General features: G+C 55.7%; 10 protein-coding genes. All 10 read left to right on the top strand.

Features of this window, described 5'->3' with window-relative positions:
- Positions 1–144: 144 nt before the first annotated feature.
- The gene (locus O6760_RS32980) at positions 145–1,524 is read left to right on the top strand and encodes an alkaline phosphatase D family protein (protein WP_269586494.1); all 1,380 of its coding nucleotides are present in this window, start codon (positions 145–147) and stop codon (positions 1,522–1,524) included.
- Between the two features lie 21 nt (positions 1,525–1,545).
- Positions 1,546–2,301 carry a hypothetical protein gene (locus O6760_RS32975; RefSeq protein ID WP_209171633.1) on the top strand — a complete coding sequence of 252 codons (756 nt, stop codon included), beginning with the start codon at positions 1,546–1,548 and terminating at the stop codon, positions 2,299–2,301.
- Positions 2,302–2,356: 55 nt separating this feature from the next.
- The gene (locus O6760_RS32970) at positions 2,357–4,228 is read left to right on the top strand and encodes a hypothetical protein (protein ID WP_209171632.1); all 1,872 of its coding nucleotides are present in this window, start codon (positions 2,357–2,359) and stop codon (positions 4,226–4,228) included.
- A 421-nt stretch (positions 4,229–4,649) separates the two neighbouring features.
- Positions 4,650–5,861: a nucleotidyltransferase domain-containing protein gene (locus O6760_RS32965; protein ID WP_209171631.1), complete on the top strand. Its 1,212-nt coding sequence runs from the start codon at positions 4,650–4,652 to the stop codon at positions 5,859–5,861.
- Complete coding sequence (locus O6760_RS32960; protein WP_209171630.1) at positions 5,858–7,576, top strand: ThiF family adenylyltransferase; 1,719 nt, start codon at positions 5,858–5,860, stop codon at positions 7,574–7,576. The genes O6760_RS32965 and O6760_RS32960 overlap by 4 nt, the downstream gene beginning before the upstream one ends.
- Positions 7,557–8,048, top strand: coding sequence for a Mov34/MPN/PAD-1 family protein (locus O6760_RS32955; RefSeq protein WP_209171629.1), 492 nt, complete (start codon positions 7,557–7,559; stop codon positions 8,046–8,048). Before O6760_RS32960 ends, O6760_RS32955 begins: the two co-directional genes overlap by 20 nt.
- A 36-nt stretch (positions 8,049–8,084) precedes the next feature.
- Positions 8,085–9,233 (top strand): SAVED domain-containing protein, encoded by a 1,149-nt coding sequence (locus tag O6760_RS32950; RefSeq protein WP_209171628.1) that lies wholly within the window; start codon positions 8,085–8,087, stop codon positions 9,231–9,233.
- A gap of 414 nt (positions 9,234–9,647) precedes the next feature.
- Positions 9,648–10,253 carry a DUF6088 family protein gene (locus O6760_RS32945; RefSeq protein ID WP_209171627.1) on the top strand — a complete coding sequence of 202 codons (606 nt, stop codon included), beginning with the start codon at positions 9,648–9,650 and terminating at the stop codon, positions 10,251–10,253.
- Positions 10,250–11,290, top strand: coding sequence for a nucleotidyl transferase AbiEii/AbiGii toxin family protein (locus O6760_RS32940; protein WP_209171626.1), 1,041 nt, complete (start codon positions 10,250–10,252; stop codon positions 11,288–11,290). Before O6760_RS32945 ends, O6760_RS32940 begins: the two co-directional genes overlap by 4 nt.
- 378 nt (positions 11,291–11,668) lie before the next feature.
- Positions 11,669–12,562 (top strand): DUF3991 and toprim domain-containing protein, encoded by an 894-nt coding sequence (locus O6760_RS32935; RefSeq protein WP_269586493.1) that lies wholly within the window; start codon positions 11,669–11,671, stop codon positions 12,560–12,562.
- The last annotated feature ends 173 nt before the right edge of the window (positions 12,563–12,735 follow it).

The raw sequence follows: 12,735 nt of genomic DNA, 5'->3' as shown, positions 1-12,735 counted from the left end.
GACACGACAAAGAAGGGCGTGCGGCTGAATTGGTTAAACTCTTGATTGTGGAAGCTCGAATTGATTAGACTTTGATATCCAAATGATGGGTCTTTGGCTGTGACTAATTTAACACTTCTCACGCGAACAGCGCCAAAGAATAAATTGCGCGTATGGTTGTGCGTTGATGATGCGGGGGAAGAAACCCCTTCCATTCGACTGAATTGGCAGCTCAACGACCGGACTGTTGAGCCGACAATATTGCACCCACTCGCACCGGTTCACAAATTTGGCGCGGCATCCTTCACAGGTGTCTACGAGTTCGCGGTTGAAGGCTCGTTCTCACCCGTCAACAGGGTTTCAGTTGCGACACAGGGCCAGTCAGCTGAATTGAAGATCAGGCACTTCCCGGAAACAGTGTCGTCAGACACCTGGTTTCGAATTCTGCTGATTTCTTGCTTTCATCAGGCCGAAAACCATCAAGCCTTGGTGTCGCAAACCTATCTGAAAATTCCGGCTGCAGAACGACAGGATCTTTCCCTGTTTATGGGCGACCAAGTCTATCTCGACCTGCCTACACTGAACAATTACCCCGATAACGAGGCCAAATTAGCCGAAAGATTTGAAAGATATTACAGGACCAACTGGACGACGTATTTTGGTCTTGATGCCCTGTTGAAATCCGCTCCGGCAGTCTTTTGTCCAGACGATCATGAATATTGGAACAATTTTCCGCATCGCTCGCCAATTATACAGAACTCCTGGAAGCAGGAATCTCGACAACGCTGGAAGAGTGCTGCAGACCAACTCTATGACGCCTTTCAATGTGCCGCGCCGGAACAGCGGGGAGACAACATTGAAATTGATGTCGATCCACTTTCGATCATGGTCCTTGATCAGCGTACCCACCGGGAAGAAGACCGCAGCGCAACCCTTGCTCCCAGCGGACTTCAGCAACTGAACGATTGGGTGGACCGGTTAATCGATGAAAAGAAAATTGGTGCCGTGGTGACCGGCCAATCCCTTCTGGATAAACCGGTGGGCGAGTTTCAGGGGGCCGTTGCGGATTGGATGCTCCCCAATTACCGCGACTATGCAAGCATTGTTACAGCACTTCAGCGCCTATCTAACGCCGGTCGTCCAGTATTGCTTCTGACAGGGGATGTGCATTGGGGACGCGTTACCAGGATCAAGGAATCAGGGCAGACCAGATTTATTGAAATCATCTGCTCGCCTTCCTCTTTGGTGTCTACTGTTGGCAGCGACCAGCTCAACAATATCGGGGCAGGGTTTCGGAAGTTTTTCAAAGGCGAGGAGACGCGTTGGCCGCGGCATTCTTCGGCGCCAGACGCCGAGCCGTATTTTGCCCAGCAGGTCTTCGGCAAGCGCTACCGAACTGAAGTGGTCTACAAGCACCAGGGCGATCAATTTGCCATGCTCGCGTTGCGCAAAGCCGCCAGCACGCTCGAAGCCAAAGTTACCTACTACGAAATCCACAAACGCCCGGCCAATCCGAGGGAAGTCCCGCTTGGACTTCTCAGGTGACCGGCTTCCAGGAGATTTCAGATGCTAAACATCATTGCCTCGTCGGCCAAAGAACTGAATCCGGAATTCGTGCAAACGGTCAGGCATAGAAACGAAGACAATCTGAAGTGGGTCGAAAGAAATCTCAAGAAACTCGCGGCTGAAGAGGGGGCAAGCGGCCTGTCCTATCTGGTCCTGATTGGCGGTAAACAGAAGGCCTATTTCCACACTCGTGTCGCCCAGGGGCACCTTAGAAACGATATGAGCCCGAGTCATTGGTCACACGTCGTTCTTCTCCAAGGATCCGCTCCGACCAAGAAGAGTGCGATTTGGGAGATCTCTCTGGAGCCAGCGGAAGGATTTGGCTACCCACCCTCCGACAACGCCGTTGAAGAGGCTCATCTCTCCAATTACGCCAGCAAGAACATGTTCCCCAACATTGCGCTCCTGCAGCTTCCGGTGAAACTGAGCGAAATGAAGAAGACCATTCTGCAGTTCAAGAAGCAGCGTGTGGACCTTGATTGCGTTGAATTGCTGTTGCTCTGGCTCGGCTATGTCTGGGGTGTCGGTCGGGCAACCAATCCTCTGTTCGATGGCTATGGAATTCCGTCGGCCGCATTCATCGAAGCTCTGTGTTCCGCCAACGGATACGATTTGACACCAGGTTTGGAAAGCCGCGCCAGCTGTCCCGAGGCGATCTGGCAAGCGGCACGCTGGTGGCACGAATTTCAGAAAAACCAGCAGGGAGCAGTCCCCATAAAGGGAATGTGGCATACGGAACATTACCTCGGGAAGTAGAGGTTGGAAGTCTTCGTTTATTTGCCAAAGGGATTGAAATTCAGGGGGGATCTAGATGGCCATCTCAAGCGGACAATGTTCCCCATATCTGTCTGTCTCGCTGTTTGCAGCAGTAGGCGCCGCACCGGTTGCAAGCGCGATACTGGCACGAATTAAGACCTTGGCTAAAGAAACGGCAGATCAGAAGGAACTAGAAAGGCCCCGATTTACCACTGTTGAAGATCCGGATATCGAGGTGGCAGGTACCGCAATATCGTGGGCTCATTATTCGGTAAAACGGCCGCCAAGTTGGTTTTCCGGAGATGAACTTCAGGATATTGCCCACCACCTGATTGTGGTCGCGAAACGAGCGAACATCATCGCAATCTCGTTCTCAGATACCGGCTTGAGAAACACTATTGTGCGCAAGATTGTGAGCGCGACTGATGGTCCGTTTGCAAGCATTTCGCGCCTGACTTCAATTCAGATCAACCGGGCCTTCGTGGAAAGCGAAGTCAGGACCCTTTGGCTTAGCGGTATTCACACAAGAACCGCCATCAAGCCGGATTCAAAAATTCTGTCGGGGCAAGAACTTGAATCCTCGCTCGATCCACTCGGCGACCAGAGCTACTATTTCAGTTCAGTCCGGTCGACAATGAGCCTATCAGACGTCGCAACTTCCAAAATTGTCGGGGCCAGTCCGACTTCGGGACGCATTTGGCTGGGCCCATCGCAATCCTGGGAAGAATTCACGACAAACCTTAATCTGATACTGGCACGGGCCGCCAAATTTATTGAAGACGAGGGGCGGCCAGACCGGCCACTGCCAATACTTGCTTCCACTATCGATACCCTCGAGGGGATCGAACAGCCGTACGGCATGGCGCTCATCGTCCCTGAGCAAGTTCGTGATGGCGCTGCAGGAGAGGCAAACGATGATGCACGCCTTATTGCGCAGTTTGGAGATGTCGCGAAATTCGAGCTGACAGCGATTGAAGGGAGTCCGAGTTTTGAGACTGCTGTCTTTTGGGGTGAAAACCAAATTGGCAAGTTGGCCTACGATTTCGAAGTCGCTTCGAATTCAAAAATTCGCCTGAAAGCCCGAAAACTGGAAGGGTTCGATCAGGACGCGATCGAAGCGGAAGTCTTAAAGGTGCTTCAGAATACCGAAAATCTTACGATATACTTCGACACAGGCCACACATATTCGCGTGGTCATTTTTACGAAACCCGGTTTCGCGACGCACGGTTTGAGAACTGGGACTGGGTTCGAATGGATCTGGACGACACCGCTTTTGACAAAGAAAAACCTTTGGATGGAAAGAGATTTGCAGTCGAACAAACCGGAAGCCAGGACGACAGGTCGCTTTTTGGTCTAGTCGCAAAACATTGGCCAAACCTCGCGGACCGCGGAGCTCCAACAGGCTGGCTAGTCTGCGACGACGGTTCCATGGAGTCCGCAGACTTCATTCATTTGGACGATCAAACCGACCCACCAAGACTTACGCTCATACATGTCAAAGGGAGTGGGTCAGACAATACAAACCGAGAGCTGTCAGTCCCCGATTACGAGGTGGTGACAGGGCAAGCGGTCAAAAACTTACGTCATATCGACCGCGGGCTATTGAAGGAAAAGCTTACTGCAAATGCCAACGGCGTTTTGAAAGATGCAGTATGGCATGATGGCGTGCGACAGCAGAACAGGGACGAATTTTTCAGAACACTCGATGGACTGGGATCAAAATTTGCAAAAACGGTCGTTGTTTTTCAGCCGCGTGTTCGCAAATCGGTCTACGAAACCACTCGCGAAAGAATGGATCTGGGAGACAAAACGAGCAAAGATGTTCGTCAGTTGCAGCAACTTGATGCATTGTTGCTCGGAGCGCGCGCCGATTGTTATTCGCTCGGTGCAGAATTCAAGGTGATATCCGATGGCGATGATCTGTAGGCAGAGGGTTGACCAAGGTCACAGGTATCGATTTTCGATGAAGAAACAATCTTGATTACTTCGAAATGACTCTATCTGAGTCCACTCGCCTCTTCGTCAACTTAGGCCGTCTTTATTCAGCGATCCGGCCAATTGAGATCCGCATAACTTCAACCAACTGGCCTCCAGCAAACCCGGCGCAGTTTATTTCTCATTTCTCGACAAGTCGTTGAAAATAGTCTCTTGAACCGCGAGTGGCGACAACTTAAGTACAACTTGTGTGCGGTAAGCTTCTGCTGAGCACCATCCCATTCTGGTTCGCGTGTATCGACGGACTCTATCAAACTCTGGGACACTGCTGATCGAGTTGCCAGTCGACATGCGCCTCCCGGCGCAGCATCGGTGGTCATGCTTATCTCTAAGTGACAAGAACGGGGGTACGATGATTACGATTACCAAGGAAGCCGAAGATTACCTCGAGGCATTAGCGGACGAGCTTACCATCTCGCCCACCAGATACGAGCAGGCGGTTTCCAGGTATGAGTCCCTGGGCACCTGGCTGCATCGCGACGCGTCGTCGGTAAAGCAGTACGATCCGCAAGTTTACTCCCAGGGTTCGTTCCGGCTGGGTACCGTCATCAAACCAGAGGACGAAAACGGTCAATATGACATCGACTCGGTTTGCGAGTTGGCTGCGCTGGCGAAGGGTCACTTGACCCAATACGCCCTCAAGGAAATGCTTCGAGTCGAGATTGAGTCTTATCGTGTGGCACAGGCCATGGTGAAGCCGCTCGGCGAAGGCCGTCGTTGCTGGACGCTCGAGTATGCGGATGGTGCCCAGTTCCATATGGACATCGTACCGGCGCTCCCAAACGGAGCCTCTACGCGGCTTTTGCTGGAATCGAGCGGGCTCAACGCGCAGTGGGCCAGCACTGCGATAGCCATCACAGACAACAAACACCCTCTCTTCTTTCAGCACACCAGCGACTGGCCTCGATCCAACCCAAAGGGCTACGCCAACTGGTTCCGTTCGCGCATGGCTGTCGCTTTCTCGCGCAAGCGCCGCAAGCTCGCCGAAGCAACCCAGGCCAGCGTGGAGAGTATCCCCGATTACCGTGTGGTCACTCCGCTGCAACAAGCAATCATGATCCTCAAACGGCACCGCGATCAGATGTTCGCGGACCGTAAGGACGTCAAACCGATCTCGGTGATTCTCACGACCTTGTCGGCGCACGCATATGAAGGCGAGGAAACGATCGGCCAAGCCCTCGTTTCGATCCTGATCAAGATGGATCGTTTCATCGGCTTCGACGGCATTCGGTACTATATACCCAATCCGTCTGACCCCCTTGAGAATTTCGCCGACAAGTGGGCAGAACATCCGGAACGCCGGGTTGCTTTCTTCGAATGGCTGGAAGCAGCTCGGCGAGACTTCTTCTACGCGGCCCAGGTGAGTAGTCGTCAGGCAATAACCGACTCCGTGGCCCCCGGCATTGGTCGTGGTCTGGCTGAGCGGGCTGGGGATCGGGCAGCGCCAAAGCCCACATCGTCGCTACTGCGTCCTACCACCGTCGCGCCTGCTGTGCTGGCTGCGCCGTCCTTCCCCGCCGAGGCGCGCGTTCCGGGCAAGCCGGCAGGGTTCGGCGGCAAATGATCTGGTGGGTTTCGAATCCCGGCCGGGGCCTGTCAGAGCGGCTTGAAATAGCTCGGCTTGAGCAATCGGCTGACTGGCTCCAGAACGTGCGATGGGGCCTTGACGGACTGAAGTTGCTGTTGAACTTCGAGATTGTCGAAGCGGATTCCAGGTGGCGCCTCGTAATGCACTACCCGGACTTTTTCCCATCGATTCCTCCGTTGGTATTCAACGCCGACGGTGAACGCATATCCGGACATCAGTACGGTCAGTCTGGCGAGCTTTGTCTCGAGTATCGGCCCGACAATTGGGAACTGAGTTGCACTGGCTCAATGATGATCGAAAGCGCCCATCGCCTGCTTGTTGGCGAGAGCGCAGAAATGGAGGGCCACGGGGTTCTCTCAGCTCACGCGGTATCGGAAGGTCAGCGTCTTCGCGGGACCTATCTCAGGCTTGTCATACCCGAGGAAGCGTTGCGTTTGCTTCAGGCCATGGATGACGGTCACCTGGAGCCAATCGAGGTCGACGAACACTACTATGGAGAAGCTGCCGTTGCGCATCTTACTGCTCTAGGCTCGGATGGAGATAGGATTTGGCAACAGAATAAGCCCGTGGCGACCGCCTCTAACTACAAGGGGACGGCGATCCGTGTTCCTCGGGGACTTATATTTCCGGGCCCAGCCAACGAAAAAAACTTGTCCCTCGTTCTCGAGTCTGCAGGCATCAACACTGAATATCCGGCTTGGCCGCCTGCCACCTACCTGCTTGTAGATGACGCGACCGCTTGGTTGGCAATGGTGTACCGCAAGACGGCAGGCGGCGTCCTCGATTACGGCTATGCCACATTCGTTATCGACGCCGACCAACAGCGACTTCCTACCGCAAACTCGGCGCTCTCCGAAAAGAGGATCGCTCTAATAGGATGCGGCTCTCTCGGATCGAAAGTGGCGGCAATGCTGGTGCGATCGGGTGCCCGCAAACTTGAACTGTTTGACGACGACATTCTCGCTCCCGGCAACTTAGTGAGGAACGAGCTGGATTGGCGTGGTGTCGGTGCTCACAAGGCAAAGGTATTGCGGGCGCGGCTACTCGAAATTGCCCCAGAAGCTAGGGTCACCGTGCAAATCGTAAACCTTGGCGGGCAGGAGAGTTCTGAGTGGACCGCCACTGCGCTCGAAACGCTCTCCAACTGCGACCTGATTATCGACGCTACGGCGGATGCAACTGTTTTCGGCCTCGCCGCATCCGCCGCAAGATTCAGTGGCCGGGCAATGGTCTGGGCTGAGGTCTTCGGCGGTGGGATCGGTGGGATCGTGGCCCGATCCCGACCTGGTCACGATCCGTCACCTGACGTGGCACGCCGCCAGATTCTCAGGTGGTGCGACGATCAGAACATTGAGTGGGAGATGCCTTCCCAGCAAGTGGACTACGGTGTCTTGCGGACGGCTCAGCCACCGTTGATCGCCGACGACGCAGACGTCTCCGTAATTGCTGGCCACCTCGCCCGTTTCGCTATCGATACCCTTCGCGGTGGTGGCAGCCAATTTCCCGCTCCGGCGTATGCGATAGGCCTTAGCGAAGGTTGGATATTCACAGCCCCATTCGATACTCACCCCATCAGCTATACCGGCACGGAAGGCTGGGATGCGGGTTCGTGCCCCGATGAGGTGAAGCTGAAAGAACTCGTGTCTCTTCTCTTCCCTGAACAGGACCAAGATGCAAATCGCTCTGCCTAGTTCGGTCCGCAGGAAAATCCGCCGGGAACTGTCCCAAGCAGGGCGCCGGGAAACCGGGGGCTTGTTGCTCGCTGAGCAGTTGGATGACGAGGGGCGATTTCGGGTTGTAGACGTCACGGTCGATCCAAGGGGTGGTGAAAGCGCGTACTTCGAGCGTCGCCCGGAGCTACACACCCAAGCGTTGGAAGCCTTTTTCAAGAAGCATGGCAACGACTTCAGCCGCTTTAATTACCTTGGGGAATGGCATTCTCATCCTAGCTTTTCGGTGACCCCGAGTATGACCGACATAACTACCATGCAGGCCCTGGTCGAGGACGCCGGCAACATAGACTTCTCCGTCTTGATGATTGTTCGGCTGCGGATGTTCGTGATGCTACAGGTGGGAACCTACCTGTTTATGCGCGGCCGATGGCCACAACGTGTCGAAATGATCAATGACCCGGTGTCGCGATCGCATAGAAGAATCATTTGAAAGGTGTCGCCTTCGGTGCGGCAATAGGAAGGCGAAATGTCGAAGACAACAATTCCAGCAAAAGTCGCAAATGCCCTGTGGGCAAAGGCGGGGGGGCGGTGTCAATTCCGTGGATGTAACAAGCTCCTGATCGGCGACCTCATCTCAGGCAAACGCACAGGTAAGTTCGGCTATATTGCCCACATCGTCGCTGACGAGTCCGGCGGACCCAGGGGAGATACGGTGAGATCTCCCCAGCTTGCCCAAGACATCGACAACCTAATGCTAATGTGTCCGGTCCACCACAAGGCGATCGACGTGGACTATCTGGCCGACTATCCCGAGGATGTTCTTCTGGCCATGAAGGCGGAGCACGAGGACCGGATTGAAATCGTCACCGACATGGATGTCGACCGCGTCTCGCATGTCGTCAGGTTTGCCGCCACGATTGGCCAACGCGACTCCTTAGTGACGACGCGTGCAATCTTCAGCGCGATGCCCCCGGATCACCACCCAGCGGAAGGCCGCACGATCGACCTCGAATTGATCGGATCGGAGCGGAAGGATCACGAAAAAGCTTACTGGACCGAGCAGAACGAGAACTTGGAGCGTCTTTTCGCACGGAAGATTAAGGAGCGCATCGAACAGCGGGAGATTCGTCAGCTCAGCGTCTTCGCCTTAGCACCGCAGCCGTTGCTTATCCGTCTCGGTACACTCTTAGGGGACATAGTTCCCGTTTCTGTACATCAGAAGCACCGCGAACCGAACACATGGAAATGGCTGTCTGACCAACCGCACATTTTCTACCAGGTCACGGAATACGGTGGCAGGAAGGACGTGCCGGTTGCGCTAAAGTTGGCTCTGAGCGCCACGGTGAATGACGACCGGATTACCTCCGTGTTGGGGAAAGAGACGGCCATATGGTCGATCACATGTGAGCAACCAGGAAACGACATAATGCGCAGGAAGGACGACCTTTCTACCTACAAGAAGTTGCTTCGCGACCTCTTTAACAGAATGAAAGCCCATCATGGGGAAGGCGTGTTGGTCCACGTGTTTCCAGCGGTGCCGGCGTCTGCAGCTGTGGAAACAGGGCGTGTCTGGATGCCGAAAGCGGACCTCGCGATGAAAATCTATGACCAGAACCGAACCGCGCAGGCTTTTGTCCCGACGATCTCAATCGGCTACGAACCAGGGGAAGGCTAACACGACGGCCTCTGCGGACCATCGCTCTCTGGGAGCCATTAGACAACAACTGAAGGGTCAGCTTTTTTCGTTCGAAAGTTCCACGCGGCTGTGGATGAGGCGGCGTTCGAATACGGTGCGACGCATCTAAAAGCAGATGATCGCACAGAGGACATTCCGAGACCGGCCTCAAGCTAGCCATCGACGCTGCTGCGGCCCCCTCGCGGTCTTTGTAAGACGAGTGTCAGTTGCCTAAGCAATCTTGTGAAGTCTCACATTCTCGATAACCTGTATGGCAATCTTTCATAGATGCCGGTGACGGTTCAATTAGATCACTGAACTCCTCCAACATGTTGACCGCAGGTACCACCAGCATGAGTTCTGATTTGCATACTGTCAGAAAACTGACTATATATCTGACGCAAGGAGATTGCTATGACCACTACATCTCAAGCCATCAAGGCTTATGCAGAGGCTTTGCCGGAGGGGGCGACCCTGTCCGCAAGAGAGTTATTGCATCTTGGCGAACGCGCTGCGGTGGACCAGGCGTTATCGAGGCTCGTCAAGCGTGGAGAGCTCATGCGTGTCAGGCGTGGCCTATTCGCTTTGCCGGTCAAGACACGGTTCGGAGAACGGGCACCTTCTGTTGGAGCGGTCGTGGAGAGCATTGCCAGGACGACTGGCGAGCGTGTCTCGATCAGCGGTGCTTCGGCAGCCAACATCCTTGGCCTGTCGACGCAAAACCCGGCACGCCAAATCTTCTGGACATCCGGCCCCAGCCGACGCCTAAAGCTCGGTGCGCAAGAGATCGAACTCAGGCATGTGCCAAATTGGCAGCTTCGCGCTCCCAACAGCAGAGCTGGGCATGCCTTTCGCGCGCTTGCCTATTTCGGGAAGTCCGAGGCACGGGACACCTTGATGCGACTAAAGTCTCAGCTCAGCGAAGAAGAACGGCGCGAGCTTTTCGGATTGCGCGCCAGCGCTCCAATCTGGATGGCGAAAGAGCTAAGCTCTCTGGCCGTCTCCGATAGTACCCAATGACCTCGCAAACATATTTCGAACTGTCGACTGAAGACAAGATTGATGCATTGGAGGCGGCCGCCTCTGCCCTGGGGCGGCCCGCTGACCTACTGGAGAAAGATATCTGGGTCGTTTGGGCGCTCAACGCGCTTTTTGACAACCCGGTCGGCGATCATCTTGTCTTCAAGGGCGGAACGTCGCTGTCAAAAGTCTACAAGGCGATCAATCGGTTTTCAGAAGACATCGATCTGACTTACGATATCAGGCAGATCATCCCGGATCTGATTGAAAACCCCGATGATCCGTACCCTCCCAGCCGTTCGCAAGCCAGGAAATGGACCGAAACGGTTCGCGAGCGACTAGAGGAATGGGTCAAAACAGTCCCGCACTCGATCCTTTCGGAAAGCATCAAGACGCAAGGCGTAGCTGCCACATTGGTCCGTAAAGAAGATCAACTTTACCTGGAATACGAAGCAGTCCGAAGTGGCACGGGCTATGTGAGACCGGTTGTACTTCTCGAGTTCGGGGCCAGATCCACCGGTGAGCCGGCGGAACGGCATTCCATCCATTGCGATATCTCAGACGCGCTTCCAGACCTTGTTACACCGATGGCTCATCCACGCGTGATGCGTGCTGAACGGACCTTCTGGGAAAAGGCAACCGCGATGCATGCCTACTGTCTGAAAGGCTCATTCCGTGGTGGCGATCGTTTCGCTCGCCATTGGTTCGATCTCGACTGTCTAGATCGCATGGGAATTGCTCAAAAGGCTCTTGATGATCGCAGCCTTGGCAAAGATGTCGCTAGACATAAGCAGATATTCTTTCGGGAGAACGACAGCTCCGGAAAGCCTATAGACTATAAAGAAGCAGTCGCCGGCTCACTCTGTTTGGTACCAGCCGGAGATGCCCTCGATGCCCTGAGGCAGGACTATCAGAAAATGCTCGAAGCTGGCCTCCTTCAGAGCGATGCCATTGAATTTAGCGAACTTGTCGAACGTCTCGCAAAACTTCAGGATCGGGCGAACGTGGGTTTGGCAGAGCCAGGATTGTCCGAATAGGGCTGCAACTCGCGTGCCTGAACTCCTGTCATCACAACAAAACCGCCGACTGACTAACCTTTTTGGCGTCGCCCTCCGGGCCGGGCTGTTGGCAAAGCTGAAGCCCGCAAGCGGTCTTCCCCCATCCGGGCATCCATCCCTGACGCAAGCAGGAGCTTGCCACATGCGGGAACGGTGACAATCCTGGTGCCGCTTGCGCGCATCGGCCGGCAAGGGACACTCGCGCCGCGGCTGGTGGCCGAAGATGCGACCCTGCACAATTGCCAACTCACCATCCCCGCCCTTGTCCTGCCTTGCTCTTCGCGGCCTCCGGGTCCCGCCCCGAAACTTAAGGGAGCGGAAACCCGAACAAAGGAACGCGCGAAGCGCGGAGTGTGAATGGAAAAAGCAGACCTTGAAGAGCTGAAGGAAAAAGTCGTCTGCGGAGCCGTCCTGGAAACCGCCGGCTTTGCTGTCGACAAACGGGAAAGCACACGCAAAGCGGTCAAATACCGTCGCGGCGGCGACATCATCATTGTCATTCACGACGGCAAGGGCTGGTTCGATCCCCTGTCCGAGGCCAAGGGCGACGTGTTTCGACTTGTGGAGCACCTCAACGGGCTTCCGTTTGCCGCGGCCCTTCACGTCGTCGCTGATCTCATCGAGTTTAGGCCGACTGAGCCGGCCTGGACACGTCAGGCCAAGGCAAGGGCGCCGAACCAGACGGTGGCGCAACGCTGGCAAAACCGCCGCAAGCCGTGGCTCGGCTCGGCGACCTGGCACTATCTGCGCGAAGCGCGCGGTATTCCCGAAGCGATCCTGAGACAAGCCGTAGCGGCCGGTGTGCTGCGCGAAGGCCCGCACGGTAGCATGTGGGCCGGTCATACCGACGAGGCCGGTCGTCTCACCGGCTGGGAGGAGCGGGGGCCGAGGTGGCGCGGGTTCGCGAGCGGCGGTGCCAAGGTCCTCTTCCGGTTCGGGCCGGCTGACGCAACGCGTTTCTGCGTCACCGAGGCGGCGATCGACGCCATGAGCCTTGCGGCGATCGAACGTTTGCGACCCGGATCGCTTTACCTCAGCACAGGCGGGGGCTGGTCGCCATCGACCGAAGCTGCCCTGCGCGGGCTTGCGACCCGCCCGGACGTTCTCCTGGTCGCGGCGACAGATGCCAACAGCCAGGGCGAGACCTTTGCAGAGCGCCTACGGATCCTCGCGGAAAAGAAAGGCTGCAACTGGCAGCGGCTCAGACCACCGTCCGACGACTGGAACGCCTGCCTGAAAGAGAACGACTAAGAAGAGGAGACGAGAGGAGAAAGACAAAAAACGACTGCCGCATGCCCGCTGCCTGCGTCAAGGGTGAAGCTCCGCCCGGCTGATGCCGGCCCTTGACCCAAGCAGCCGGAGAGGCGGCGCCAAGAAGGGGTCCGGAAGGGTTGAAGAAGATGGTGATACCGACAGGGTGCGCC

It is taken from the genome of Roseibium sp. Sym1, assembly GCF_027359675.1.
Classification (GTDB): Bacteria; Pseudomonadota; Alphaproteobacteria; order Rhizobiales; family Stappiaceae; genus Roseibium.
This window is presented reverse-complemented; position numbering and strand designations above follow the sequence as displayed.